We start from the raw sequence: 25,276 nt of genomic DNA on the forward strand, positions 1-25,276 counted from the left end.
AGGTTCACCTGCCTGCAAACGTCGGCTTGCGGTTCTCGATGAAGGCGCTCGCGCCTTCCCTTGCATCTTCGGTTTCGAAAAAACAGGTCTGGTGTGCGGCTTCCTGCAACATGGCACGGGCGTCGAGATTGCGCCCTTCAGACGCTGCAAGCAGCTTTTTCTGCATCGCGATAATGCGGGTCGGACCGTTCGCCAGCCGGTCCGCCAATGCCGCGACGCCATCCATGAATTCGCCATCCTCGAACACATGTGTCGCAAGTCCGATCGCCAGCGCCTCGTCCGCTCCGACGGCACGTCCCGTCGCGAAAATCTCGAATGCGCGGGCATGTCCGACGACGTGACCGAGATAGGCTGCATTTCCAAGCTGTGCGATTTTGACGAGCCCGCTCCCGATGGCGGCAGAGCGCGCCATGCATCTTATGTCCGCAGCGCACGCCAGTTCGGTGCCGGCGCCGAACGACAGGCCGTTGACCGCCGCGATGACAGGCTTGGGGCACCGGGTCATCAGCTGTGCCACCCGCATGTAAAGGCTGGACTTGTCGGTCGGATCGACAGCCGCCCGCTCATGATCGAAGTCGCCTTCGAGGAAAGCCTTGAGACCCGCGATATCGTCACCGGCGCAAAAAGCGCGGCCAGAACCGGTAAGGACGACCGCCCGAACATCATCGTCGCGTTCGGCCGCATGAAAGGCCTTGAGGAGTTCAAGACCCAATATCCGGTCGATCGCGTTCAGCGCCGCCGGTCTATTCATCGTCAGCCAGAGAACGCCGCCATCACGGCGCACCTGCAGGCAGTCATTGTCACGTGCGCTTTGCATGGAGGCTCCAGTCATCCTTTGTATCGCCCGGCGTGCGGCTGAACCAACGCGGATAGCCGTGCAGCGTCTGGCCACCATCGATCAGGATTTCGGCCCCGGTGATGAAGGTGGAACGGTCGCCCAAAAGGAAAAGCGCAAGCTCGGCGATGTCTTCCGGTCGGCCCAGGCGGCCGACCGGCGTCTCGCCCACAATGTCCGCATTGATCTCGGGGTCGGCGAGCAGGCCCGACGTCATGCGCGTCTCGATGACACCGGGCATGATCAGATTGGCGCGAATGCCATGCGAGCCGAGTTCGCCCGCGAGCGTCCGGGAGAGCATCCGCAAACCCGCCTTCGACGCGCCATATGCGCCAAACAACTCTGCCGCATGGGCGGCGGCGGTCGACGCGTTGAACAGCAACGCCCCGCCCCGCCCCGTGCCGATCATCAGCCGGGCGGACGCTTGGGCGATGAGAAAGCTTCCCGTCAGATTGACGTCGACATGCTGCTTCCAGTCCTTGACCGCCACGTCCAGCAGCGCGCCGTAGCGGCCGATACCGGCGTTGATGAAGGCACCATCAAGCGCGCCGAGACTATCGAAGAGCCGTGCGGAAAGACGGTCGACATCCTCTGCCTCGGCTTGATCGCAGGCGATGGCGATCACCTCATGTCCGGTTCCGTCCAGTTCCTGCGCCAGCGCTTCGATCGGATCAACGTGCCGGTCGGCCAGGCACAGGCGGGCTCCGGCACCGCGCAGCAGCCGCGCGGTCGCGACCCCCATGGCCCCCGCAGCGCCCGACACGAGAAATGTCCGGCCAGAAAGCTCTTGCACCGACCGGCTCACAGCCTCGCTCCGCCCGATGCGTGGATCACCTCGCCCGTCACATAAGATGCATCGCGCGAGATCAGGAACGCGACAACCGACGCAATTTCTTCTGGCTCTCCGTAACGCCGAAGCGGTATCTGTTCCATCATCCGCAGCCGCAGGCGATCCTGGCTGCCATCGGCGGGATTGGTCATTTCGGTCTCGGTCATGCCCGGCGCGACGGCATTGACCCGGATTTTATGCCGGGCGAGTTCCATCGCCGCGCCTTTGGTCAGCGAGACCACCCCGCCTTTGGACGCAACATAAGCGATCTGCCGGGTCATCCCCTTATAAGACATCGAGGATATATTGACGATCGCTCCCCCGCCTCCGCGCGCAATACGGCAACGGGCGAAGTTCTTCGTGAGCAGATGCACCGCGGACAGATTGATCTCGATCACGCGGTCCCAGTCGGCGTCGGGAAAATCCTCGATCGGCCCCATGCTGACGATCCCGGCATTGTTGACGAGTGCGTCCATTCCCCGCTGATCGGCCCAGTCGACCAAATCGGCGATCTGGCTCCGGTCGTCGAGATCGGCGGCCCGAAATTCTGCCGCCAGTTCGGACGCGAGTGATGAAAGAGTCCCCGCGTCGCGATCGGTGAGCAGCAACCGAGCGCCGCGCGCCGCCAGCGTCCGGGCGGTGACAGCTCCGATTCCACCGGCGGCGCCGGTGATCAATATGGTGAAGTCTTCGAGTGAATTGGCAATTGTCACGGTCTTATCCAACCTCCATCGACAAATAATGCGTGGCCGGTGACATAGCTGGCGTCGTCAGACCCCAGCCACAGCACCGCTTCCGCGATTTCTTCCGGACGCGCGAGACGTCCCAGCGGCAGCGAACGCGCAAATTTCTGCGAATGACGATGCAGGCTTGCGTCGGATTTAAGCATTTCCGTGTCGACAAAGCCGGGGCAGACGGAGTTGACGCGCACGCCAGCCGACCCGAGCTCGAGTGCGAGCGACCGCGTCAGCGAAATCAGCCCGCCCTTCGACGCATCGTAGGAACATTGATCCTTCATCCCATAGGCGGCCGCCGAAGCGATATTGACGATCGCGCCGCGCGCCTGCCGCAACGGTTCCTGCGCAGCCCTCGCAAGGAGAAAGGGCCCCATCAGATTCACCTCCAGAACCTTGCACCAATAATCGGTCTTGTGGCCCGCGAGTGGCGCGGCGCGACCGATTGCGGCATTGTTGACTAGGACTGCGAGCCCGCCTGTCACATCACAGGCGCTGGCGACAATCTCCGCGCAAGCATTCTCGTTCGAAACATCGCCCGGAACCGCGATCGCATCGCTTCCCTTTTCGCGCAGCGCGGCGACGGCCCGATCCACGTCGGCGGGGTCCCGGTCATTGATCGCCACCCGCGCGCCGCGCGCCGCGAATGCTCGCGCTATCGCCAATCCGATCCCGCGCGCCGCGCCCGTTACCAGCACCGAACGTTCGCTCATATCGCTGTGGCAGGTCATCGCCGCATCCACCCCCCGTCGACGAAAAGCGTGTGGCCCGTAACGTAGCTTGCGTACTCGGACGCGAGCCATGCGACGGCAGAGGCAACCTCCTCCACCCGGCCCGTCCGGGCGATCGGCAGTGTCGCGACAAAACGCTCCGCCACCGCCGCGAGGTCAGGCATTTCCTTCACCATTTCCGTGTCGATAAAGCCCGGCGCCACCGCGTTGGCGCGAACGCCCATCGGACCCAGTTCGACCGCCAGCGAGCGCGTCAGCGTCGCGAGTCCGCCTTTTGAGGCGTCATAAGCGGCCTGTCCCGCAAAGCCGACAACGGCCACCGACGCGAGGTTGACGATTGCGCCCCGCGTTGCGGCAAGATCGTCGGTCAGTTCGCGAACGAGGCGGAACGTCGCCGACAGGTTGATGTCGATGACGCGGTCCCATGCCGCATCGTCATGCGCGGCAACTTTGCCGCGAAACTCGACGCCGGCGTTGTTTACCAGCACGGCAATTGCACCATGGGCAGTGCGCGCCGCATCGGCGATCTGGCGAGGTGCGGAGCGATCCTGCAAATCCGCAACCAGCGTCTCGATCGCCGGGCACTGACCACTACATTTGTTCGCGGTTTCGGCGAGACCGGCGGCGTCGCGATCGACGAGCAGCAAGGGCGCGCCCTCGCTCGCCAGCCGTATCGCGATCGCGCGGCCGATCCCGCGCGCGGCACCGGTCACGATCGCGGGGCGCTGCATGAAACGGGCTCCCGTCATTCGAACACGCTCAGCGGATGTGCGTGCCGCCGGTATCGCCCCTCCCATCGGACCGCGGTTGCATAATCGACCGGGCGTCCCCGTTCGACCGCCTGCTCGAACGACGCGGCGTCGATCGGGCGCTCGACAATGAACGACAAGGCATCCGATCCCGCACCAAAACCGTAGGACAAAAGCCCGACCCGGTCGCCCGGCTGACGCTCTTGCAATTGACAAAGCAATGCGGCCAGCGGCGATGCCGCGCCGAGGTCGCCGAGCATCGGCGCCACCGATCCGCCAGCAAAAAGCGCCGCATCGATCGTTGCGGCTCGCGCCAGTCGCCCCGTCAGCCGCCCATCGGGCTGCTGCGCCGCAATCGCCGCAAAGTTCGCGCCATCCTCCAGCTTCGCAAGCAACAGCTTCCAGGCGCCGACCATATGTTGCAAATCGCCGATGCCGCTCGATGCAAAGCCCGCACCGCCAGACCGGACATAAGGATCGCCCTCAAGCCGGAAACCATCGGCGGCGTCGGACGCCGTCGAGGCCAACGCTTCGAAGCGTGCGGCAATATTGGTGTTGCCGACGAGGACGCAAACGGCCCCGGCACCCGCGGTCATTTCCAGCGGGTCGCCCGGCGCCGCCCGCAGGCACAGCGTGTCGGCACCGACCGCCAACGCATATTCGGAAAAGCCCGCGCTCACCCATGCAATCGCCATGGCGAGTGCCGCCGTCCCCGACTTTCCGCTGAACCGCACATCGGTCGCGAAAACGGCTGGCGCGATACCGAGCATGTCGGCAAGCACCGCCGCAGCCGACCGGGAGAGGTCGGGCGACGACTGGGTGCCGAAGAAGATCGCGCCGATGTTCGACGGAAGCGGCGCGAGCCTGCGCGCAGCCTCTGCCGCCAGCGTAATCACGTCCGCGTCCGGATCAAGAACTGTGCGCTCGCGAACCCCGCTCCGCTTTGCGGATCCCGACTGCCAGACTGCTTCTACCTCCGCGGTTGCCAGACGGCCCGAAGGCGCGGCGAATGCCAGATCGACGATGCCAACGGCCGCCTTCATGAGGCCACCCGAAACTTGAAGCCATAGAGCGCAAGGCCCGACTGCTCGGGACGCCATTTGCGAATGACCATTTCCACCGGCTGCTCGGGCGCCAGACCATCATATTCAGCGTCCACGACCTCGGCCATGAGGACTGGCCCCTCTTCGAGGCGGATCATCGCGAACGGCCTGGGCGCTCGATCGCCATGGCCAACCAGCGGTGAATGATCTTCTGCAAGGCAAATCACCGTGCCGCGCCCCGATAAGATCGTCTCTTCCTGTATGGCATCGACGCAGCAAGGACAGCGCCGCTGCGGCGGGAACGAAAAGGACTGGCAAATCTGGCAATGACTGCCGACCAAACCGTAGCGATTGCGGCGGGTGCGCCACGCGCGCGCCGGTCCGGCAACGACGGGCCGGGCGGAGATGTTCTGACTCATTTTCAGTTTCCTTTCAGGACGGCAACCGCGCTGACGGCGTTGTTTCCACCCATCGACTGCGCCACACCGACACGCGCCCCGGCGACCTGACGCTCGCCTGCCTCGCCGCGAAGTTGTGTGACGGTTTCGCAGATAATGCTGAGGCCGGTGGCTCCGGTGGGATGACCCAGACCTATGCGGCCGCCATCGGTATTGGTCGGACAAGCGCCGCCGAGCGCCGTTTCGCCGCTTGCAACGGCGCGCGCGGCCTCCCCACGCGGAAAAATGCCGAGCCCTTCGAGGTGAAGCGAGCCCATGACGCTGAAACAGTCATGTACCTGCGCCACGTCGACGTCGCTCGCGGTGATGCCGGCCTCCCGATAGGCGCGCTCGGCAGCGATGCGAGTCGGCACAGCCTCGGCGATATCGTCCTCGCCTGACCATGCGCCGAACTTGGCACCCATGGCATTCGGCCCCGTGGCGGCCGTGACGCTTGCAACCTGGACGGCGCGTCGACGTGACGCATCGCCGCCCGACCGGGCCAGAATGACCGCAGCCGCGCCATCACAGCCCCGCGCGCATTCGGCGCGGGTGATCGGCCGCGACGCCCAGCCCGACTGCATGATCTCGTCAATCCCGAGCGCACCGCGGCGATAGTCGATCGCATGGGGATTGCGCGCCGCGTACCAGCGGTCCTGCATCGCAAAGGCCGCGACATGTTCTGGTGCCACGCCGTATTTCTGCATGTAGCGCGCATGCATCAGCGCCATGGTGTCGACATAGTCGAAGCCTGCCGGCGCCTCGTAATCCTGATCGGGATAAGAAAGCAGAGCATCCGACACCGAGTACACATCCGACATTTTCTCGACGCCAACGACGATGACGCACTCGCTCTGGCCCGACCGGATCATGTTGACGCCCTGCATGAACGCCATGGTCCCGCCCGCGCACGCGCCGACGACCTGCGCGAAAGGACCGCTGGGCAGGTCGAGTTCTTCGGCTACAAGCGGGCCGAGATTCTGCTGTTCAAAGGCTTCCGGGCAGGTGACCGACACCAGCCCGCCGTCAATCGACGATCGTTCAATGCCGGCGTCGGCGAGGGCGCTGCTTCCCGCTTCGAACACGAGGTCGCGCCATCCCTTGTCGGCCCGATAGCCATGTCTGGCCATGCCCACACCGATGATTTCTGCTTTGATGGTCATTGTCGAGGCGCCCTAAATTTTGAGATTGATGTCCATTCCGACGGTGCGCCCCTCGTTGATCGGTACGAAAAAGCCGCCGCCGACCGATGGGGGAAGCGGGGTATTGCCGCCCTGCGTCACGCGATTGAGGAGATTTTTGCCGAAAACCCCGACCGAAAAGCGGTCATCGAGAAACGACAGCCGCGCGCTCGCCGACAGGTCGTTGACCTGATTGAGATAGGCGGAGTTGTTGTCGGTGAAGGCGACCCGGCTGCGATATCCGTAATCGGCACGAAGCATCAGTTCGGCACCGTCCCCCACGGGCTGAACGATCGTCGCGTTCGCGCCGAAACTCCATTTCGGGAGCCGTGTCAGGTCGAGTTCGTAGCCCAGCCCCGGAGCAGCCCCGTTCAGGTCGACGGCCAATTTCGTATATTTGCCGTTCAGGTGGCCGAAGCTGCCGCCCAGCGTCAGACCGCGGAACGGTGCGAGAGTGAGTTCGCCTTCGACGCCGCGCACCCGCGCTGTTCCGACATTCGACGTGACCTGTACCACGCCCGACACCGGGTCTGGAATGTTGATGTCCCGCTGCAGGTCACGCAGTGTGCTTTGGAAGATCGCAGCGTTGAGGCGGACGCGCCGGTCGAGAAAAGTCGATTTCCATCCGAGTTCGAATGCGTCCTGCGTCTCCATATCGTAAGGACCGGGCGGGATCGTCGCGGCCGTGCTCTTGACGTTGAAACCGCCGCTGCGAATGCCGCGGCTCCAGCTTCCGTAAAGCAGAAGATCCCGGCCCGGTTCATATTGAAAGCCTAGTTTCGGGGTCAGGCTGCCCCAGCTTTTTACGCCGGTCGCCCCCGGGAACTCACCCGGAAAATCGAAATCGCACGTGCGCGCATCGAGGTCGCACAGGCCCGGCGCCCGGAAAGTCGCGACGTCGGCCTTTTTTCGCTCCCACGAGTAGCGCAGGCCGCCGACAAGGCTGACGCCCGCCCCGATGTCATAGCTGAGCTGCGAAAAGGCGCCCCAGCTATCCTGGTCGATTCGACCGCCAAAGGCACGATCGACAGCGCCGCCTGACAGCACGCGCCGCTCGATATAGAAATAGTTCTGACTGAAATAATAGAGGCCGAGAGTAGCCTTTATCGGTCCGAACGTCCCGGCGTAGCGCAGTTCCTCGCTGAACTGATGCTGCCGCAAATTGACGAAGGAATGAAACCCCGAAATGGGCAAACCATCGACATCGACCGCCCCGTTCTGGTTCAGCCGCCGGTAACCGGCCACATTCGTAATCACCCCGTCGCCGAGCGCCACGTTGATGTTGGTCTCCGATGTCAGCGCGTCCCAGTCGATATCGAAATAGCCGGGGTTATCGATGTCGATCTGAAATCCCGACTGGAACGCCGGGTTTTGCGCCACCGTCCCGTCGCCCCTGCTGCGTCCATGCTCATAGATCAGCGTCGTCTCGATATCGGGAGAGATGTCCCACACAACTGTCGGGCGCACGAACACCGTCTCGCGCTTCCCGAACGGCCGGTCGTTGAAGTCGTTGTGAAACCAGCCCTGGTCATTGCTGTAATAAAGCGCCACCTTGGCGCGGAGATTGTTCGCGACGGGCCCTTCGACGCTCAGGCCGGCGGTATATTGTGGCCCCGTTTCGACGGCCAGCCGGCCGCGCACCTGAAACTCATCACCCGGACGCCGCGTGCGCAGCGTCACGGCACCGCCAGTCGTATTGCGGCCGAACAAGAGCCCTTGGGGACCTCGCAGCACCTCGACGCTCTCGAGATCGAAAACGTCGATCACCGCACCCGCCGACATGCCAAGATAAACGCCGTCGACGAAAAGCCCGACCGAAGGTTCGACCGACGGTATCGAGCTTACGATCCCGAAACCACGGATGGTAAAATTCGCTGTGCCGGGGATGGTGCCGACATCTTCAAGAGCGACATTGGGCGCGGCCGTGCTGAGCGACCGCAAGTCGCGGACCTGAAGCGTATCCAGCGTCGCGCTGTCGAAGGCCGTGATCGCGACCGGCACCCGCTGAGCCGATTCGGCAACGCCGCGCTTTTGCGCGGTGACGAGAATTTCGGCCAGCCCCGGACTTGCGCCGTCGGGCACCTCTGCATCCTGCGCCATGCAGAGCGTCGGAAAACCGAGCGCAGCATAAGAAAGCAAAGCCCATCTCGCATCCGCTCGCATCCTACTCCCTTTCAAGTCTTTTATATGAACGATCGTTCGTCTATATATATTCCTGTAAGCTGTCAACGGATGGGATGAGAAAGTCTCGCGTGCGGCGACAGCGATGCTAGGAGCAGGATATGAAGCGCTTTACCGTGGATAAGGACGTCTCGATTCCGATGCGGGATGGCATCAGACTGAAGGCCGACATCTGGCTGCCGGACGTCGAGCGTCCGGTTGCAGCCATTCTTTACCGCACGCCTTATGACCGGGCGGCGCTCAATCCCGACTTCTTGCGACCGCAAGACGCGGTCAACGCGGGATTCGCCGCCATCGTCCAGGACACGCGCGGTCGCTTTGGTTCGGAAGGCGCATGGAAGCCGCTGATGTGGGATCAGGAGGGCGACGACGGATATGACAGCGTCGAATGGGTCGCACAGCAGGACTGGAGCTCGGGTCCGGTGGGTATGGCGGGTCCGTCCTACCTTGGCATTGCGCAACTCATGGCGGCGGCGCGCAAGCCACCGCATCTGAAGGCCATCGCTCCTGCCCTCACGAGCAGCCGGGATTTCGAACTAATCGAAATGGGCGGAGGTTTACGTCTCGATCATCTTCTGTCCTGGGTCGCTTTCATGGCAGTCGACTGGATGCGGCGGCAGCAGGAAAGCGGTGCCGCCTTACCGCCGGATGCCGCCGATCTGATCATGAAGGCCGCGCTCAATCCGCGGATCCTGATGGATCATCGTCCACTCAAGGATTGCCCGATCTTCTCGCTCCCCGGATTTCCCATCGGTTTTGACGAGTTGGTCAATCCCGATGGCAGCGCACCGATCGCAGCCGGGGTCGCCGATATTCCAACCCTGCATGTCGGCGGTTGGTACGATATATTTGCGCAGGCCAGCATCGGCATGTTCCAGCGCCAGCGCAGTGCGGGCAGATCCGATGCGCATCTGATCATGGGCTGCTGGACACACAGCGGATCGCTGGGGCAGCAACATGGCGAAGTGAATTTCGGCGTGATGGCATCCGCCGGAGGCACGCGCATAGCCGACCGCCATATCGCCTTCTTCCGCCGCTACCTCGAAGGTGCCGAAATTGCGCTACCTGCTGTCCAGTATTTCCTCGCAAACGCCAATGAATGGCGGACTGCAGATGCGTGGCCACCGCATGATGCCGCCGCTCTGGGCCTGGAATTGGCCGGAAGCGGCGAACAGCAATATGACTATGATCCCGCTGACCCGACACCGACCGTCGGCGGACGCACGCTTTACCTTGGGGGATTGGCCATGGGGCCGATCGATCAGCGCAAGCTCGACACGCGTCAGGACTTTCTACGCTATGTCGCCGAGGCCTCTCGTGAGCCCGTCGACCTGATCGGGCCGGTAACGGCACGTCTGACCGTATCCACCTCCGCCGTCGATACGGATTTCATCTGCAAGCTGATCGATGTTGCGCCCGACGGCACAATCCTTCCGATTTGCGAAGGCACGCTTCGCCTTCGTTACCGGAACGGGTTTGATTGCGAAGTCCCGGTCGAACCCGATACTCCCTTACCGATCCGCATCCCCCTGGGCCACGCCGCCTGGCGCGTTCAGACTGGTCACCGGATCGGTATCCAGATTCAAAGTGGCAATTATCCGCATCTCGATCCCAATATGAATGAAATGACTCGAACTGGTGAAGGCGTCGCCGGAACGATTGCCCGGAACAGCATCCACGACAATCCCGGCGCGTCGATGATCCAAGTGATGTTTGCCGGTCCGCAGCGGCCGCCGACCGCCCTTCATCCAGTCAGGACCGCAATCTAGGACGGGGCCCCCACAAGACGCAGCGCAAACGCTGCATAGGCCTGCTCGACATCGCTGCTCGCGAGTGCCTCCTCGGGACGATACCATTCGGCAACGCGCAGGCACATGTCGCCAATCGCGACCGCGGCCAGCTTTGGTGAAGACATGCCACCCGCATCAACCAGAGTGAACCGGCCGGTCGACGCCCCTCGTTCGATGACCTCCTCGAACAGGCTGCGCAATCGCACGCGTTCAGCCCGCACGCGAGACAAGCGCGGTTCCGGAAGTGCACCATATTCCGCATTCGCCACCAGCGCGAAGACCTGATGATGCGTGTGGAACCGTACATATGCGGCGACGATTGCGGCAAGCTCGCGAGCCGGATCATCCGACGCGTCTTGCAAAGCCTCCTGCATCATTACGCCCACCGTCGCGTGGCCCTCGGCGACGATTTCGTAAAGCAGTTCCTCCTTCGTCGCGAAATGATTGTAGAATGATGCCGGCGTCAGATTGCAGGCATCCACAATCGCGCGGATCGACGTCACCTCATAGCCGTGGGCGAAGAAGAGCTGCGACGCGACATCCTTGATTTGCGCACGCGAATTATTGCGCCTCCGGTCCACAATCGGCTCGGCCAGCCCCTTCGTCTCGGATGTCTTGCCGGATGCGCGCGGACGGGATGCTCGAGTGGGCGTCTTCATGACACGACGTTGGCCTGAAATATGGTCATCCGCAAGCGCAGACTTGACATATATATAAACGCTTGTTTATACATTATCTCACAGATGAAAAAATATCATTGGGAGGGATCATTGACCATTTCACGTGCACCATTGGGCCTTGTGGCCGCGTTGCTTGTCGGCACTTCGGGAACAGCCATCGCGCAAAGCGAACCGGTCGCGCCTTCAACCGCCGCCACGGCGCAGGATGATCACGAAATCATTGTCACCGCCCGGCGGACCAACGAGCGCCTGCAGGACGTTCCTGTCGCCGTAACAGCGGTCAGCGGCGATGCTTTGGAACGTCGGCAAAGTGCAAATATCGCCGATGTAGAAGCCCTGATCCCCAATGCGACTTTCTTTGCATTCGGGGGCTCGAACAACAATGCGTCGGTTTATATCCGGGGCGTCGGTCAGGCTGACCAACTCTTCATGTTCGATCCCGGTGTCGGCATCTACCTCGACGACGCCTACATCGGCCGGGCGCAGGGCGCGCTCTTCGAGACGCTGGACATCGCCCGGGTCGAAGTGCTTCGCGGACCGCAGGGCACGCTATATGGCAAGAATACGAGCGGCGGTGCATTAAAAGTCTATACCCGGGACCCTGATCTGGTCGAAGCGGGTGCGCAGATGACCGCGACCGGCGGATCCTATGACTATTTTTCCGGAAAAGCATCCTTCGACCTGCCGATCGTCGAGGACCGCGCAGGTATCCGCGCAAGCGTGCTGCGCGTGTCGCGCGATGGCGTCGTCCGGAATCTGAATAGCGGAGACGACCTTCAGGATCGCGATTATCTCGGCGGCCAGGTCACCGCGCTTGCCCGGATCGACGAGCGCCTGACCGCCCGCCTCACGTTCGACATCATGCGCGATCGCTCGACGCCGGCGGCCCCCACACCGATCGTAGCCGTCAGCTTTCCCCCGAACCTGCCGCCCTTTTCGCCGCAAACCCCGCTACCGCCGCGCCAGAGCAAGGCGGACACTCCGGTGCGGAACGATCAGGACAGCCATGGCTTCAACGGCCAGCTTGCGTGGCGGGGTGACCAGATAGAGATCAAGTCGATCACTTCCTATCGCCGGCTGAAGTTCCGGCAGGCTTTCGACTATGATTCCTTCCCCTATCTTCTGCTCTCGAGCAATCAGCGGCAGCGCACGGCGCAATTTTCGCAGGAGCTTCAGGCCAATTTCGAGCCTACGGACGACCTGTCGTTCGTGGGAGGCCTCTATTATTTCGAGGAGAAGACAGACTCGATCATCGGCGTCCCCAACACCCTGCCCCTTCAGGTAGCCCCGGGCGTCTTCGTTCCGCTGGAGAACAGCTTCACGCAAATCACCGATCTCAAGAACAAAAGCTATGCCGCTTATCTGAACGCTGTATGGGAAGTCACCGATCGCCTGTCGATCAGTGGCGGGCTGCGTTATACGGACGATCGCAAAAAATATCTGTCGAGCCTGACCAACGACGTTTTTCCGACCGGCAATTTCAGCTACGATCTGTCGGACAATTGGTCTCGATGGCTGCCGCGCATCGGCATCGATTTCAAGATCACTCCCGACCAGCTTGTCTATGCAAGCTATGGCACGGGCTTCAAGAGCGGAGGCTTCAACCCCCGCGCCGCGTCTGCTGACGTCGCGCTGTCCTACAAGCCCGAGACGAGCGAAACATACGAGATCGGTTACAAGTCGACCCTTTTCGATCGCAAGCTGACCTTCAATGCCGCCGCCTTCTACAACCGCTTCAAGGACTATCAGACCAATCTGATCGCCTTTGTAGGCACGCCGCCAGGGCCGACCAGTTATTTCACCAACGCAGGCCGGTATGAATCCTGGGGGGCGGAAGCCGAGCTGACGTTGCGCGCAACGGAGCGATTGACACTGAAGGGGCAGGCATCGCTGTTCGACGACAAGTTCGCAACTTTCGTCAATTCGATCATCGGCGACTTTGCCGACAAGACGCTGCCCAATGCGCCGAAATTCACCACCAGCCTTGCCGCAACCTACATCATGCCGCTGGGCACTACGACTGCGCTCGAAATCGATGCCGATGTCGCCTACCGGTCGAGCAGCTTCATCAATATTCTGAACAGCCCCCTGCTCCACCGCGAGGCCTACGCAATCGCGAACGCCCGCATGGCTCTGGCTTTCCGAAACGGCGATCTGCAACTGTTTGCCGGGGTCCGCAACCTGACCGACAAGGATTATGTGGTCGACGGCGTCAATTACATCGGAGCGACCTACGGCTTTCTAAGCTATTATTACAATGAGCCGCGCACCTATTATGGCGGTGTCAGGGTGCGCTTCTGACGATGCAAGCGGACGAAAACCATGCGACTTTCGATACCGGCGACTGCCTGATCCACTACTGGATCGGCGGTCCGCCGGGAGCTCCGCTCGTCGTTCTGACGCCCGGCGCCTATACCGATCATCGCATGTTCGATCCCCAGATCGAGCCGCTTCAGGCCGAGTACAGGACATTGCGCTGGGATCCGCGCGGCCATGGCCGATCGCGCCCGGCCTCTCGCCCCTTTTCCCCACAGCTTGCGGCCGAGAACCTGATCGCCATTCTCGACGCGATCGGGGAAAAGAAGGCGATCCTGATCGGACAGTCGATCGGCGGCAACATTTCCCAAGAGCTATTGTTCCGATACCCGGAGCGTTGCGCGGCCGCGATCCTCATCGGCTGCACCTGCAGCACGATCGCGCCTCGACGGTGGGAACGCTGGCTTCTCGCAAGCTTTCCATTTTTCGTGAGTCTCTATCCTGCTGAAACCTTCAAGCGCAAAGCCATGGGCGATTCCGCATCTGTGCAGGCATCGTGCGACAAGCTGCGCCAGATGATTGCGCCGCTCAGTCGAAGCGATATCCTCTATATCAGCAGAGGTATTGCGCGCGCGGTTCATGACGAACCGGACTATTCCATCGAGCATCCCATCCTCATCATGAACGGCGCGCACGACCGGCTTGGAAATATCTCTCGCATTGTCGAACGGTGGCGCGAGCGCGACAGGAATAGCGAATATGTCGAGGTGGCCGATGCCGGCCATGTGGCGAATCTGGACAATCCCGGCGCGGTCAATGCCGCCATTCTGGCATTTATCAGAAAGCATGGCTGCACACGTTAGGGGGCATATCCGTTCGCCGCCCTCGTAAATCCGCCGCACGGTTCATGTCATCGACGTGTTTCCGTCACCATCTTCACCGCGAGGCCGGCAAGCACCGTTCCCATCATCCAGCGCTGGATAATGGAGAATGTCGGGCGGCGCGTGAGGAATATGGCGATCGATGCCGCGGAAATCGCAATGATGGCGTTGACGAAAATGCTGATGATGATCTGGGTCATCCCCAAGGCAAGCGCCTGCCCCAATATGCTGCCATGCGCCGGATCGATGAACTGCGGTAGCAATGACAAATACATTACGGCGATCTTGGGGTTCAGCAGATTGGTCAGAAACCCCATGAGGAAAAGCTTGCGCGGACCGTCCCGAGGCAGGCTTCTGACCTCGAAGGGCGAGCTTCCGCCGGGACGGACCGCCTGCCACGCGAGCCACACCAGATAGAGAGCGCCGGCAATGCGGATGGTGTCATAGGCAAAAGGCACCGCCATCACGAGGGCGGTAATGCCGAAAGCAGCACAAAGCATGTAGAAGACGAAACCCAGCGCGACACCGCCGAGCGAAATCAATCCGGCGATTCGTCCCTGAGTGATGGACCGCGATATGAGATAAATCATGTTCGGCCCGGGTGTCAGGACCATGCCCAAGGCGATGGCGGCGAAGGTCAACAGGCTGGCCATGTCGGGCATATGCTCACTCCATTTTCAAGGCTGCCGGACGCGGTGCTTCTTTAACCCTAAGGCTGGATCCCCACCGGCGGGGCGTCATCGTCGAAGAAGGCGCAAGAACGTCCGCATGTCTTCGGCAAGCAGCTCGAGCTGTAGCGCATATCCGATGCCGCAAATCGACAAGAACCTTATCGGCAATTGCCAGCGAGAGGTCTCATTTCAAAGCAGGGCAATAATTTGTTCCCGCCAAAGGGACTTGGAAATCATATTTGCCAATTCAACCATTCGCCCGGTTGCAGCGCCGTCACGGATGGGCCGCCCGGACGGCTCGCATCATATAGGGCGGCAAGAGGGTCGGGCACTTCGGCGTAACCGTCGGCGCCAACCACTCCGTAATGGATCGGCACGATCCGCTCCGCACCGAGGATTGTGGCCGCGGCGAATGCCTGTTTCGGCGTCAGCACAGCGGGTTCATCCGTCGCTGGCTTGCGCCACGAAAAGGCGGCGCCGTTGATGGGCAAAAACGCGGCGTCAAAAGAACCGAACTGCCGGCCTGCGCGCCACCAGCCACCATGCATCATCGTGTCGCCGCCATGGAATATTCGGCGTCCGCCCCCCGATACGACCCACGAAACCTGAAGATCCCCATAACCATCCGACGCGGGAACCGGAGTTGCGGTAAAATCTCCCAATATTTGCGGCTCCCAAAGTGGGCACGACCGCTGGCGCACATTGTCAGGAAGCCCGCTGATCGGCTGCGTTCCGGCGGCATATGCCAGCGTCCCGCCCCTTTTCAACGCTGCGGCAATGGCGATGGGATCCCCATGATCCGAATGCCCGTGCGTAATCAGGACAACGCTATCGCCAACCGGGTCGTCCACGGCAATCAGCTTGTCGGGAAGAGAAGCTCCCCAGATAGCCGGGTCGGTCAGCGGATCGATGAACAAGGTCGCGGTCGGCAATTGCAGACGGATGCCTGCCCATGCCAAACGCTGAATGCGCAGCCGGGACGGCGTCGTGGCGCGCACGAAGGGACATCCCAAAGAGGCGACTGCCGCTGCGGCAGCGATTCCCCCGGAGATCATTTGCCGCCGACTTGTGGTCTCGCCGGCATCCCACGAGGAAGGGAGGTTCACAGGAGATTGAAACCGATGAGCCGCACGCCCGACTCCGTCCGCGGCTGGTGCTGACTGTCCGGACCGAAATGGAGATATGTACCGACACCGAACCGCTTGTCGCCTTCGATTACTTCGCCATCGAGAATGAAGACGTCTTCGCCGCCTTCGCGATGATGGTCGACATGCGGCCACACACTGCCGGGCGACATTTCGACGATCCAGGTGCGGACACCGGGACGCGAGGGCAGATCGCGGCGGATGCACCCGGGGCCGATGACGATGGCTTCGCAGGCGTCGAACGATATGGGGGTGAGCCCCTTTGGCTGAAACATGATTTTCTCCTCAGATCGCGCGCACTCTATGAATCGCAAGATCGTTTAGATAGTTTGTCAGGCGCCATGCTTCTGTGCGAAAAACTCACGGCTTGCGATCAGTCAGGGGAGTAGAATTTGTTGAACGTCCCGTCTTCAGAGGCCTTGATCGCTGCGATTGAAGCCGCCCAAACAGGGTCGATGACCGCAGCAGCAGAACGACTCGGCATAACGCACGGCGCTGTCAGCCGCCGAATATTATCGCTTGAGCAATGGCTCGGAACGCCCGTATTCGAACGGCTTGGCCGCGGCGTGCGGCCGACGCCCCAAGGTCTCATTTTCCTGCGCCGCGCTGAACGATCGCTCAACGCAATCGAAGCGCTTCGGTCCGAACTTGGCAGCCGGCACGATACCGGCGCGATCCGCATTTCGGCGCTTCCATCGATGGTCCGCCTATGGCTGATGCCGCGGCTACACCGCTTCGAAGCGATCGTCCCGGGACGCACGATAGAAATCATTCCCGAACATCGTCTGGCGCATGTCCAGAGCCGGGACATGGACATAGCGGTGCGATACGGCACCGGATCCTGGCCCGGCGTCGAGACACATCTCCTCTTCTCCGACATCGCCATTCCCGCCGCGACACCCGAACTGGCGGGGCGATTGACCGGGATTTCAGCGCGGGGCCTGATGAAAGAGACACTATTGATCGACGGCGACAGCTCCGATTGGCAGGAATGGAGTCGTCGTGCCGGTATCCAAAGAGCCCTGTTGGGATCAAAGCGCCAATTCCTTGATCACGACGTCGCGATCGAAGCCGGCCGCCAAGGACTTGGTGTGATCTTGCTGCGCGCACCGATGGCGGCCTCGGCACTCTATGACAAAAGCCTGCAAGTCCTGCCTTTTCCCGCCATATTGAGCATGCGCGGACATTATCTTGCGGTTCGGGCAGGCGAACGTCGTCCGGACGTACTCGCGCTGGTTGACGAATTAAGGTCAATCGGCGCAGAAGCCACGGCGCATTTCAATTTAGCCTTTCCCCAAATTGCCGCCCAAGTCTTCGGCACGCAAGACAAGTAGCTTCGCGGGCCATTCACCGCCAATGAGACATCGAAAAACACAGCCTGTGCCGCGAAATGCCGATGCGAGACGGTGTCACCAACGCAGCTCGACCACCCAGCCGCCTCGCCTTCAATCCGTAATTTGCCGCTCCAGGATCGATTTGTCATGCCTGTCTATTAGACGGTGCAACCCTGATCCTCACGGCCAGTCATGGCCGCGAGCGGATAGTCCGCTTTTCGGCATCAGACCGGCATAGGCGACGTTTAGCAGCAGGTGGTCGTGTCAAACGGCGCGGCCTCTTTGCGAAAACTATCTAGTTTCTCGCATTCCAATTCTAGGTACAGGCGGCAAGCATGGCGAAATAGCGATCCAAGCGGCGGCCGCGCGGGACTCCCCTCGGGAGAAGAGTCGAATGAAGAAAATCTTGATACTTGCCATCGCGCTCGTTGTCGCATCGTGCGGGCAGTCGGCCATCGGCTACGCAACCGAGGCGGATGGGGGCACTCTGTCGGTCGAGGAGCACCGCCTCCTGTCATTCGCGAAGGCCACCCTCACTGAAGAGGTCGGAAGCTCCCACGAGCTCCAGTTCAGAAACCTTGCATTTGGCGACATCTCGGTTTGCGGAGAATATGCTCTAACGGAGCCCGGGGCCGCGATCGAGTTCGACAAGTTTCGATACGCGGCGGGCAATGTCATGCGCCGCACCGACCATGAGAGACACCGGAAGCTACTGCTGAATTCCGGACACACAGAAGCGGAGCTTAAGTCGATGCTCGACGATTTAGATCAGTTTTGGAAGGAATGCCAGAGAGTGGCCCAGCGAACGGATTGAAGACATACAGCGCTTCTGGCCGGTCGCGGACAGTCGGCTTTTTTTCCGCGATCCGCGATAGCTGCCATTCACCCGTTGCCAATTGATAGAGATGCCTCCTAGGTCGAAGCAATGCTTAGGAGAATGCAGTTCACGGGGGGTTGGCGAGGCTATCAGGCTCGCGTGCTCGACGAGATGGAAAGCCATTTCGGCGATAGGCGGCTTCACGTTGTCGCCGCACCCGGCGCCGGGAAGACTGTACTGGGATTAGAGATCATTCGCCGGATCGGGCGGCCTGCCCTTGTTTTTCTCCCACCGTCGCGATCCGGGAGCAATGGCTTCAGAGATTGTGCCCCCTCTTTCATCACGAACCTCCGCTGACATCTGCCATTTCGCGCGATCTCGCCGATCCACGCGAATTGACGTTGAGCACTTACCAGGCACGAGGCGATCCATCCGGGACGGCGATCAGATAAAGGCCGCGCTCCAAAGCTTGTAGGGTTTGGCTTGCGGCTTGGCTTGGGCGACAGCGGTGGCGCTCAACGGCATGGCGATGACTCCTGACGGTAAGTTGGGCTTTTTTAGCTACCGTCAACCATGCAAACAGGGGCTGGGATGCAACAGGGCGCCCTGAGACGCCAGGGGCCGATAAGCCTTTGATTTCAAATCAAAGCCCTGTTTCTCTTGGAATATCTTGAGATGTTCTGATGAGAACAAATGGTGCCCGGGGACGGATTCGAACCGCCGACACTGCGATTTTCAATCGCATGCTCTACCAACTGAGCTACCCGGGCGACGCTGCTGCGACCGGATGGTCGTGCTGGCGAGCGGCGGCTATAGGCAGGGCTTTCGTGCATGTCCAGAGGCTTTGTTGCGGCTTTTTGCGCGCTTAACCTTCATCGAAACGATCATCGTCGGCAGTGCCGTCTGGCGCCTGATCGACAGGCACGCGATAGCCTTCGCCGAACCAGCTCAAAAGGTCGCGATCACGGCAACCGCGACTACAAAACGGTTTGAATTCTTCGACGCGCGGCTGGCCGCACAGCGGGCAACGGCGCGGCTTGGCGCTCGTATTATTGGGCATGCCCCACTCCTTTTGTTTCGGCGTCGGCGACCAACGCCACCGGCCGGCCGGTGCGTTTTTGCAGCGCATCGATCCATGCAGGCCGCGCAGCGATATAATCCACTACGACCGGACGCGCCGTCAGTTGCAGCGCCCCTGCCCCCACGGCCCGCTCGGCGTGGCGCAGCAGCAGCGCGGCATCGGTCGCCACGGGGTCGAATCGCACCTGCTCGATCAGCGAGGGCCGGTGACGGCGGCGAATGATCTGCATCAGCCCAAAGCCGTTGACCCCGGTGCGCTCAAACGGCTGCGGGAGATGTTCGTCGATCAGCGCATCAATCGCCAGTCGTTCGGCGCGGCCGCCAAGCGAGGGAAAGTCGATGCCGATCGATCCCCCGACGTCGCAGCAGCGGATGACGTGGACTGCCGCCTTCGCCCCTGCTTGCGCGAGCGCAAACGCATCCCCCTGCCCATCGATGTCGATCAGCAACATCGCCGGGGTCGCATCGACCCAGAGCGCGCCGCCAGCAAACGGCCAATGGCCGGTGCGGATCTGATCGATGAGTTCGGACCAGCCCGCCTGTTCGAGCGCGTCCGTATCGGTGGTTCGTACCGTAACGACAGGAGCCTCGCTCGCGGCGATTCGCGCGCGCAGGTCCGGGCCATCGGTGACGATTGCGCCGCTTTCAGCGAGCCGGGTGCGCGCAGGCTTGTCACGCCCGCGTTCGCGCAGCGCCATGCGGGTGACTTCGACGATCAGCGTCGTACCGATGGAGGTTGCGGGCGGCATTTCGGCGAGCGTCGCCGTCGGCGTCCCCGGCCATTCGAGTGCGACCAGCGCGCCCTTGCCGCCGCGGCCCGCGTCGATCAGTTTTGCGGCAACGATGGCACCAATGCGTGGCCCCTCGCCGTCGCGCTCGATCCGGGCTTCGATGATTTCATCATTTTCGACCAGCGCAGCTCTCGCCTCGCCGATCCCGGCTTCGTAGAGCCATTCAGCCAAGGGCTATTCCTGCGCTGGTCAGCAACACCCCGGTTTCATAAATCGGCAGGCCGACGACATTCGAATGGCTGCCCGAAAGAAAGCGGACGAAAGTTTCGGCGCGGCCCTGGATCGCATAGCCGCCCGCCTTGCCCATGCCTTCACCGCTGGCGACATACCAGTCGATGTCCGCAGCGGTCAGCACCTTGAACGCAACGACGGTATCGACGACGCGAACGCGCGCACGCGCGTCGGTGCCGACGACGCAAATACCCGAATAGACATGGTGGCGCCGGCCAGAGAGCAGGCCGAGCATGCGGCGCAGATCCGCTTCATCAGCCGGCTTTTCCAATATACGGCGTCCGACCGCAACGGTCGTATCGCCCGCGAGCACGACCTCATCCGATGCGCGCTCGACCGCGAGCGCCTTGCCCTTGGCGAGCCGCGCGACATAGTCGCGGGGCAGTTCGGCCTTCAGCGGCGTTTCGTCGATATCGGGAGACGCGATGCGCGCCGGTTCCACCCCGATTCGCGCCAGCAGCTCGCGGCGACGCGGCGAAGAGGAAGCGAGCACCAGCGCGGGAAAGTTCGCCGCGCTACTCACTTGAAGCGATAGGTGATCCGACCCTTGGTCAGGTCATAGGGCGTGAGTTCGACGAGCACTTCGTCGCCCACCAGCACACGGATGCGGTTCTTGCGCATCTTGCCGGCAGTGTGACCCAGAATCTCGTGGTCATTTTCCAGTTTGACGCGGAACATCGCGTTGGGAAGCAGTTCGACCACCTGGCCGCGCATTTCCAGAAGTTCTTCTTTCGCCATCAATCCTCAGTCGGGTCAAAATCGGTGATGCGCGCCCATAGCCGCGATTGCGGAAAAAGGAAAGCTGGCATCAATCGGCCGGATTATGCCTGGCGAGAAACGCGTCCAGTCGGTCGAACCAGTCTTTCTGATTCAACGGATTGACCAGTCCATGCCCCTCATCGTTATATACCTTATATTCATAATGGGCGTGGCCGGCCTTTTTCAACGCCTCCACATATTTCTTAGACTGGCTGATCGGCACATTGCTGTCATCTTCCCCATGGGCGATCAGAACCGGCCGGGTCAGCCGCGCCGCCAGCGCCATCGGCGATACCGACGTCAGGTCCAGCGCTGCGTCGCCGGTCACTCGCGCTTCCCAACTGGCGCGCCCCTTTTTCGAAAGGAAGCGCCGATCATATTTCAGCATCGACGTCCAGTCGGCCACTCCGGCAAAGCTGGCCGCGCAGCGGTAGCGCTCGGGATTGCGAGTAGCCGCCCAAAGCGCCGCATAGCCGCCATAGGATGCGCCAACGACGCAGACGCGTGATTTGTCGATGATTCCGTCCCCGGCCAGCCAGTCCATGCCGTCGTCGAGATCATCCTGCATCTTCAGCCCGATCTGTCCGCGCCCCGCATCACCAAAGTGCGTGCCATAACCACCTGAGCCCCGATAATTGGGCTGTAATACCGCATATCCGCGATTGGCGAGCAATTGCACCTGCGCGTCATATTCCAACTTGTCGCGTATCCCGTAGGGCCCGCCGTGCGGATAGATAATCAACGGCAGGTTTTTGGGATCGCGTCCCTTGGGCAGCGTCAGATAGGCAGGGATTTCCATCCCGTCGCGCGCCTTGTACGAGACCGCCTTGGTCGCCGCCAATTGCTCCGGCGGCAGGCTGACTTGCAGCGAACCCAATATTGCCATTTGGCGCGTTGTGCGGTCGAGCAGATAATAAACGCCGGGATCGTCGGGCGCGGTGCCGAGAATCAGCATATGCTGACCATCGCGGCTACGCGATGTAACCCATGCCTGTTGCCTGGGGATCGCACGGTCGATCTGGGCCTGCTGAGTTTTTTTGGCCTCGTCGAACCAGTGCACCCGATCGCGATCATCGGTGTAGCTCACACCTTCCAGTGCCGATCCGTCGTCATTTAACCAATAACTATCAATATCATAGCGATCATGGCCATAAACCAGATCGCCGACTTCGCGGGTGCGGTAGTTGAATTTATAGAGCGCCTGACGGCCTGTTTTCTTGTCGCTGAGGATATAGCCGTCATCCGATCCCCGAACCACACGCGCGACGTTGATCCAGTCATTCTCTTCATCGGGCCGCACAGCGCCGATCAACGCGAATCGCTCTTCGGCGGCGCGGCGATAATAATATTTGGATTTCCGGTCTTCCCAGCCCACGCCGATGCGGACGATGCCGGCCTCGTCGGCATACCATTCCCACACCGGCGGCCGCGCCTTGACGATTTCGGTCATCTTGCCGTCGGCCAGCGTCACCCGAAAGACCGAGGGATAGTCATAGATCGTCTTCTGGATCGACAGCAGCAGATATTCGCCGTCGGGATCGACGAACAGGACATCGTCGCCCTCCAGCCCCTGCGTCTTGCGGCGGATAACGCGCGTTTGCTTTGTGGCTATATCGTGCAGGAGCAGGAGAGTGGCCCGCGCCTCTTCGCCGAAATAGATTGTGTTCAGGCCCACGGCGATAAGGATACGATCGTTGCCGGCCCAGCGGATCCAATCCAGCTCGGCCTTTTCAGGAACCTCGAACGCCACTTTTTTCGTCGTGTCGACCGGACGAAAGGCAACATAGGTTTTGCCGTCCGCCTGCTCGCGATAGAGGATGCGCTTGCCGTCAGGCGACAATTTTACATTCGAAAAAACGGGCAGTTGAGCAAGATCGGCAGTGGAAATACGTGCCGGTTTGGCGGGGGTCGCGGCCGTGACCGGCGATGCCGATTGCGCGGCCACCATCGACGCAGCGCCGAGCAAAGCAAACGACACCGACAGTGTCGTCATATATCTTGATATCATCGAATCCCGCCCCATTTCCCCTGGATGCAGGATTGTCCATTATTGTTTTGATTTTCAACCTTTATTGAAACGGCGGACAATTCTCCAGCCAACGGTCTTCGCCCAGGCATAGCTTGGCCAGCGCGGCGGCATCGCAGGGTCGAGCCCCATGCGGCGCAGCGCGGCATTGGCGGCGTGCGCTTCGGATTCGCGATAACTCCATTCGCTGCGCCAGGTGATCGACAGCGAGATCGACGGCGTATCACCATTGGTGACGAAATGCGGTGCCATGACCGGCATCAATACCGCGTCGCCCGGCGCCAGCGGCACCTGCTGCGCGGCATCGTGATAGTCATCGTGCCACGGAAGGTTTCGGTGACCGCCGGTATGATAACGCTCATGCTCGCGGCGATGCGCGAAGCGTTCGTCGCCGGCGGGCCAGACGTTCATTACTTTCGTGCCCTTGAGCTGGAGCAGGATATTATGCTCGGGATCGAAGTGGAACGGCGTGATCGACCCGGGCGAGGAAACGAAGATAAAACCTTGCGGCGTCAACATTGCGCCAGTGCGCGGCTCGACCACCGGCTTAAGCTCCGCGAGCAAATCCATCAGCAGCGTGCGATAGGCCGCTTCGCTTTCGATATTCTTCAGCACCGCCCAGCTGCGGTTTGTGTCGATCGTGCGGATCGTTTGACCAATCGACAGACCGTTCGAGGGCACATCCTCGGGGCGGATGCCGATGGGAACGTCACCCGGGTTAAATTCGACCTGCCCCGCAGGCAGGCTTTCGGCGAGCAACGCAAGCGCTTCGAGCGAAAGCAGCGGATGATCCGGCAAATGATGGTGCAGCAGGCCCGCTTGCGCCGGATAGAGCCCCGTCATCCGCTCCAGCGTTTCGGCGGGAAAGACGGGCGCCGCGATGGTTTTGCGTGCAATCATGACTCTTCCTGCGACGAGGGTGCGGCGGGCATGGGTCTTTTCCAGCGACGCCAGGCACGCTCGGCCCGGACCAGCGCCGAAAAGCGTAGCCGGTCGGCGACGCCCGAGAGCGGGACATTGACCCAGACGAGCCGGCGCCGTTCGCGCCACACGCTATCGATCATCGGATGATCGGGAGCGGCGCAGCTGTCGACCCAGTCGATCCGAGCATCGTCCAGCAGGTCGAGGTTTGCCTGTTGCAGCAACACCCCGGGGGAGAAGCGCGCATAACCTTCATCAAAGGCGGTCTTGAACGAAAAGCCGCCGGGCGGGCAGAGAAAGTTGATGAGCATGGCGAGCGGCCGACCATCGAGATCGATCGCACGCATATCGAGCTTTCCGGCGTTCGCCGCAGCCGGCAATATCGCGCGAAACCATGCCTCGGTATCATTCTGGCTGGCAAGCGCCGACCCCGCGCGCCCTTTCCAGCCGCGCGCTTCGAGTGCAAGAAACGCGTCGATCCACGACGTGATCGCCTCACCCGGCTGCCAACGGCGGAACGTTACTTTACCCTGCTCGGCCAGCCGGTTTGCCTGCCGCCGCAATTCCTTGCGCTTCTTGGCGCGAACCGCAGAGTCCCAATAATCCTGGGGTGAGAGTTCGCTTTCGAGCAGCGCGCGTTCTTCGCGGTGGACAACCACCGCCGCGCCGCTGCGAACCCTTGCGACGTCGACCAGCGCGCGGTGCAGGGGCCCGTCCTCGGTCAGACGCGGTACATGGACCAGCGTTCGCGCCCAAGCCGATGCATCGCACCAGCCAAGCAGGATCGTCCAGAACAGGCTTTCCAGACCCGCACGCACCAGCGGGCTACCGTGAAAATGATTGGGATGTATCCAGCCAGTGACATGGCGCAGCGGCAGGCGGCCATAGCGGTGCGCGAACGCGAGCGGCATCACGCCGATCACCGCCCCGTCATGACCGTCTCGCACCATGACAAAACGCGCACGGCGTTCGGGATCGAGCAGGTGCAGTGCCGATTGCAGGCACCAGCGTTCGGCAAAGGGATTGGGCTCGCTAGCTTCGTCGGCCAGCCGGTCCCACGCCGCGGCAAGTTCGGGCGAAAGCGCGAGCGGGTCGACGATACGCACCGTGATGGGCGCAGCGGGGACAGCATCGACGGGAAAGGCAGGATGGACCGTCATCGGTAACGCCTCTA

26 protein-coding genes and 1 tRNA gene are annotated in these 25,276 nt (G+C 61.6%); 6 read left to right on the forward strand and 21 right to left on the reverse strand.

Annotated elements, in window-relative coordinates; genetic code table 11:
* Positions 1-4: 4 nt before the first annotated feature.
* The 9 genes from ACSYDV_RS00170 to ACSYDV_RS00210 are packed head-to-tail and all read right to left on the reverse strand — an operon-like array spanning position 5 to position 8,678.
* A complete protein-coding gene (locus ACSYDV_RS00170) occupies positions 5-817 on the reverse strand; it encodes an enoyl-CoA hydratase/isomerase family protein (RefSeq protein ID WP_438321715.1) in 813 nt (270 codons plus the stop codon).
* The gene (locus tag ACSYDV_RS00175) at positions 801-1,640 is read right to left on the reverse strand and encodes an SDR family NAD(P)-dependent oxidoreductase (protein ID WP_438321716.1); all 840 of its coding nucleotides are present in this window, start codon (positions 1,638-1,640) and stop codon (positions 801-803) included. The genes ACSYDV_RS00170 and ACSYDV_RS00175 overlap by 17 nt, the downstream gene beginning before the upstream one ends.
* Entirely contained in the window at positions 1,637-2,377 is a 741-nt protein-coding gene (locus ACSYDV_RS00180; protein ID WP_438321717.1) for an SDR family NAD(P)-dependent oxidoreductase, read from the reverse strand. The genes ACSYDV_RS00175 and ACSYDV_RS00180 overlap by 4 nt, the downstream gene beginning before the upstream one ends.
* Positions 2,374-3,129, reverse strand: a complete 756-nt coding sequence (locus ACSYDV_RS00185) for an SDR family NAD(P)-dependent oxidoreductase (RefSeq protein ID WP_438321718.1) — start codon at positions 3,127-3,129, stop codon at positions 2,374-2,376. Before ACSYDV_RS00185 ends, ACSYDV_RS00180 begins: the two co-directional genes overlap by 4 nt.
* The gene (locus tag ACSYDV_RS00190) at positions 3,126-3,860 is read right to left on the reverse strand and encodes an SDR family NAD(P)-dependent oxidoreductase (protein WP_438321719.1); all 735 of its coding nucleotides are present in this window, start codon (positions 3,858-3,860) and stop codon (positions 3,126-3,128) included. Before ACSYDV_RS00190 ends, ACSYDV_RS00185 begins: the two co-directional genes overlap by 4 nt.
* 14 nt (positions 3,861-3,874) lie before the next feature.
* Positions 3,875-4,921 carry a hypothetical protein gene (locus ACSYDV_RS00195; RefSeq protein WP_438321720.1) on the reverse strand — a complete coding sequence of 349 codons (1,047 nt, stop codon included), beginning with the start codon at positions 4,919-4,921 and terminating at the stop codon, positions 3,875-3,877.
* Entirely contained in the window at positions 4,918-5,340 is a 423-nt protein-coding gene (locus ACSYDV_RS00200; RefSeq protein WP_438321721.1) for a Zn-ribbon domain-containing OB-fold protein, read from the reverse strand. The genes ACSYDV_RS00195 and ACSYDV_RS00200 overlap by 4 nt, the downstream gene beginning before the upstream one ends.
* Before the next feature lie 2 nt (positions 5,341-5,342).
* Positions 5,343-6,521 (reverse strand): thiolase family protein, encoded by a 1,179-nt coding sequence (locus ACSYDV_RS00205; RefSeq protein ID WP_438321722.1) that lies wholly within the window; start codon positions 6,519-6,521, stop codon positions 5,343-5,345.
* Positions 6,522-6,533: 12 nt separating this feature from the next.
* On the reverse strand, positions 6,534-8,678 hold the full coding sequence (locus ACSYDV_RS00210) for a TonB-dependent receptor (RefSeq protein ID WP_438321724.1): 2,145 nt from the start codon (positions 8,676-8,678) through the stop codon (positions 6,534-6,536).
* 143 nt (positions 8,679-8,821) lie between these two features.
* On the opposite strand from ACSYDV_RS00210, the gene ACSYDV_RS00215 reads away from it, so the two are divergent.
* Positions 8,822-10,489, forward strand: a complete 1,668-nt coding sequence (locus ACSYDV_RS00215; RefSeq protein WP_438321725.1) for a CocE/NonD family hydrolase — start codon at positions 8,822-8,824, stop codon at positions 10,487-10,489.
* Here the strand turns inward: ACSYDV_RS00215 and ACSYDV_RS00220 are convergent.
* Complete coding sequence (locus ACSYDV_RS00220) at positions 10,486-11,169, reverse strand: TetR/AcrR family transcriptional regulator (protein ID WP_438321726.1); 684 nt, start codon at positions 11,167-11,169, stop codon at positions 10,486-10,488. The genes ACSYDV_RS00215 and ACSYDV_RS00220 overlap by 4 nt on opposite strands.
* A 111-nt stretch (positions 11,170-11,280) precedes the next feature.
* Here ACSYDV_RS00220 and ACSYDV_RS00225 point away from each other — a divergent pair, with 111 nt between their 5' ends.
* The gene (locus ACSYDV_RS00225; protein ID WP_438321727.1) at positions 11,281-13,491 is read left to right on the forward strand and encodes a TonB-dependent receptor; all 2,211 of its coding nucleotides are present in this window, start codon (positions 11,281-11,283) and stop codon (positions 13,489-13,491) included.
* Between the two features lie 2 nt (positions 13,492-13,493).
* Entirely contained in the window at positions 13,494-14,309 is an 816-nt protein-coding gene (locus ACSYDV_RS00230; RefSeq protein WP_438321728.1) for an alpha/beta fold hydrolase, read from the forward strand.
* A 47-nt stretch (positions 14,310-14,356) separates the two neighbouring features.
* Here ACSYDV_RS00230 and ACSYDV_RS00235 read toward each other — a convergent pair whose 3' ends face one another.
* The 3 genes from ACSYDV_RS00235 to ACSYDV_RS00245 form a co-directional block, all read right to left on the reverse strand.
* The gene (locus tag ACSYDV_RS00235; RefSeq protein ID WP_438321729.1) at positions 14,357-14,989 is read right to left on the reverse strand and encodes a LysE family translocator; all 633 of its coding nucleotides are present in this window, start codon (positions 14,987-14,989) and stop codon (positions 14,357-14,359) included.
* A 242-nt stretch (positions 14,990-15,231) separates the two neighbouring features.
* On the reverse strand, positions 15,232-15,996 hold the full coding sequence (locus tag ACSYDV_RS00240) for an MBL fold metallo-hydrolase (RefSeq protein ID WP_438321730.1): 765 nt from the start codon (positions 15,994-15,996) through the stop codon (positions 15,232-15,234).
* Positions 15,997-16,100: 104 nt separating this feature from the next.
* The gene (locus tag ACSYDV_RS00245; RefSeq protein ID WP_438321731.1) at positions 16,101-16,418 is read right to left on the reverse strand and encodes a cupin domain-containing protein; all 318 of its coding nucleotides are present in this window, start codon (positions 16,416-16,418) and stop codon (positions 16,101-16,103) included.
* Between the two features lie 144 nt (positions 16,419-16,562).
* On the opposite strand from ACSYDV_RS00245, the gene ACSYDV_RS00250 reads away from it, so the two are divergent.
* The 3 genes from ACSYDV_RS00250 (at position 16,563) to ACSYDV_RS00260 (ending at position 18,651) form a co-directional block, all read left to right on the forward strand.
* Complete coding sequence (locus ACSYDV_RS00250; RefSeq protein ID WP_438322811.1) at positions 16,563-17,477, forward strand: LysR substrate-binding domain-containing protein; 915 nt, start codon at positions 16,563-16,565, stop codon at positions 17,475-17,477.
* Between the two features lie 394 nt (positions 17,478-17,871).
* Complete coding sequence (locus ACSYDV_RS00255; RefSeq protein WP_438321732.1) at positions 17,872-18,291, forward strand: hypothetical protein; 420 nt, start codon at positions 17,872-17,874, stop codon at positions 18,289-18,291.
* Positions 18,292-18,414: 123 nt separating this feature from the next.
* Positions 18,415-18,651: a DEAD/DEAH box helicase family protein gene (locus tag ACSYDV_RS00260; protein WP_438321733.1), complete on the forward strand. Its 237-nt coding sequence runs from the start codon at positions 18,415-18,417 to the stop codon at positions 18,649-18,651.
* A gap of 337 nt (positions 18,652-18,988) precedes the next feature.
* Here ACSYDV_RS00260 and ACSYDV_RS00265 read toward each other — a convergent pair.
* The 8 genes from ACSYDV_RS00265 to ACSYDV_RS00300 all read right to left on the reverse strand — a co-directional run bounded on the left by ACSYDV_RS00265 (position 18,989) and on the right by ACSYDV_RS00300 (position 25,262).
* A tRNA-Phe gene (locus ACSYDV_RS00265) sits at positions 18,989-19,064 on the reverse strand.
* A gap of 95 nt (positions 19,065-19,159) precedes the next feature.
* Complete coding sequence (locus ACSYDV_RS00270; protein WP_438321734.1) at positions 19,160-19,354, reverse strand: DNA gyrase inhibitor YacG; 195 nt, start codon at positions 19,352-19,354, stop codon at positions 19,160-19,162.
* Positions 19,344-20,336 carry a ribonuclease gene (locus ACSYDV_RS00275; RefSeq protein WP_438321735.1) on the reverse strand — a complete coding sequence of 331 codons (993 nt, stop codon included), beginning with the start codon at positions 20,334-20,336 and terminating at the stop codon, positions 19,344-19,346. Before ACSYDV_RS00275 ends, ACSYDV_RS00270 begins: the two co-directional genes overlap by 11 nt.
* Positions 20,329-20,919 carry a Maf family protein gene (locus tag ACSYDV_RS00280; RefSeq protein ID WP_438321736.1) on the reverse strand — a complete coding sequence of 197 codons (591 nt, stop codon included), beginning with the start codon at positions 20,917-20,919 and terminating at the stop codon, positions 20,329-20,331. The genes ACSYDV_RS00275 and ACSYDV_RS00280 overlap by 8 nt, the downstream gene beginning before the upstream one ends.
* On the reverse strand, positions 20,916-21,134 hold the full coding sequence (gene infA / locus ACSYDV_RS00285; protein WP_010162480.1) for a translation initiation factor IF-1: 219 nt from the start codon (positions 21,132-21,134) through the stop codon (positions 20,916-20,918). The genes ACSYDV_RS00280 and infA overlap by 4 nt, the downstream gene beginning before the upstream one ends.
* 70 nt (positions 21,135-21,204) lie before the next feature.
* Complete coding sequence (locus tag ACSYDV_RS00290) at positions 21,205-23,148, reverse strand: alpha/beta hydrolase family protein (protein ID WP_438321738.1); 1,944 nt, start codon at positions 23,146-23,148, stop codon at positions 21,205-21,207.
* Positions 23,149-23,217: 69 nt separating this feature from the next.
* A complete protein-coding gene (locus ACSYDV_RS00295) occupies positions 23,218-24,081 on the reverse strand; it encodes a cupin-like domain-containing protein (RefSeq protein ID WP_438321739.1) in 864 nt (287 codons plus the stop codon).
* Entirely contained in the window at positions 24,078-25,262 is a 1,185-nt protein-coding gene (locus ACSYDV_RS00300; protein WP_438321740.1) for a GNAT family N-acetyltransferase, read from the reverse strand. Before ACSYDV_RS00300 ends, ACSYDV_RS00295 begins: the two co-directional genes overlap by 4 nt.
* Positions 25,263-25,276: the final 14 nt, after the last annotated feature.

Source organism: Sphingopyxis selenitireducens, from assembly GCF_051550705.1.
GTDB lineage: Bacteria > Pseudomonadota > Alphaproteobacteria > Sphingomonadales > Sphingomonadaceae > Sphingopyxis.

What these genes read in the sequence shown, in the direction of transcription:
- ACSYDV_RS00170 (WP_438321715.1), bottom strand. Translation starts at nt 817, where the DNA reads ATGCAAAGCGCACGTGACAATGACTGCCTGCAGGTGCGCCGTGATGGC.
- ACSYDV_RS00185 (WP_438321718.1), bottom strand. Translation starts at nt 3,129, where the DNA reads ATGACCTGCCACAGCGATATGAGCGAACGTTCGGTGCTGGTAACGGGC.
- ACSYDV_RS00190 (WP_438321719.1), bottom strand. Translation starts at nt 3,860, where the DNA reads ATGCAGCGCCCCGCGATCGTGACCGGTGCCGCGCGCGGGATCGGCCGC.
- ACSYDV_RS00195 (WP_438321720.1), bottom strand. Translation starts at nt 4,921, where the DNA reads ATGAAGGCGGCCGTTGGCATCGTCGATCTGGCATTCGCCGCGCCTTCG.
- ACSYDV_RS00200 (WP_438321721.1), bottom strand. Translation starts at nt 5,340, where the DNA reads ATGAGTCAGAACATCTCCGCCCGGCCCGTCGTTGCCGGACCGGCGCGC.
- ACSYDV_RS00205 (WP_438321722.1), bottom strand. Translation starts at nt 6,521, where the DNA reads ATGACCATCAAAGCAGAAATCATCGGTGTGGGCATGGCCAGACATGGC.
- ACSYDV_RS00215 (WP_438321725.1), top strand. Translation starts at nt 8,822, where the DNA reads ATGAAGCGCTTTACCGTGGATAAGGACGTCTCGATTCCGATGCGGGAT.
- ACSYDV_RS00220 (WP_438321726.1), bottom strand. Translation starts at nt 11,169, where the DNA reads ATGAAGACGCCCACTCGAGCATCCCGTCCGCGCGCATCCGGCAAGACA.
- ACSYDV_RS00230 (WP_438321728.1), top strand. Translation starts at nt 13,494, where the DNA reads ATGCAAGCGGACGAAAACCATGCGACTTTCGATACCGGCGACTGCCTG.
- ACSYDV_RS00235 (WP_438321729.1), bottom strand. Translation starts at nt 14,989, where the DNA reads ATGCCCGACATGGCCAGCCTGTTGACCTTCGCCGCCATCGCCTTGGGC.
- ACSYDV_RS00245 (WP_438321731.1), bottom strand. Translation starts at nt 16,418, where the DNA reads ATGTTTCAGCCAAAGGGGCTCACCCCCATATCGTTCGACGCCTGCGAA.
- ACSYDV_RS00255 (WP_438321732.1), top strand. Translation starts at nt 17,872, where the DNA reads ATGAAGAAAATCTTGATACTTGCCATCGCGCTCGTTGTCGCATCGTGC.
- ACSYDV_RS00260 (WP_438321733.1), top strand. Translation starts at nt 18,415, where the DNA reads ATGCAGTTCACGGGGGGTTGGCGAGGCTATCAGGCTCGCGTGCTCGAC.
- ACSYDV_RS00270 (WP_438321734.1), bottom strand. Translation starts at nt 19,354, where the DNA reads ATGCCCAATAATACGAGCGCCAAGCCGCGCCGTTGCCCGCTGTGCGGC.
- infA (WP_010162480.1), bottom strand. Translation starts at nt 21,134, where the DNA reads ATGGCGAAAGAAGAACTTCTGGAAATGCGCGGCCAGGTGGTCGAACTG.
- ACSYDV_RS00290 (WP_438321738.1), bottom strand. Translation starts at nt 23,148, where the DNA reads ATGACGACACTGTCGGTGTCGTTTGCTTTGCTCGGCGCTGCGTCGATG.
- ACSYDV_RS00295 (WP_438321739.1), bottom strand. Translation starts at nt 24,081, where the DNA reads ATGATTGCACGCAAAACCATCGCGGCGCCCGTCTTTCCCGCCGAAACG.
- ACSYDV_RS00300 (WP_438321740.1), bottom strand. Translation starts at nt 25,262, where the DNA reads ATGACGGTCCATCCTGCCTTTCCCGTCGATGCTGTCCCCGCTGCGCCC.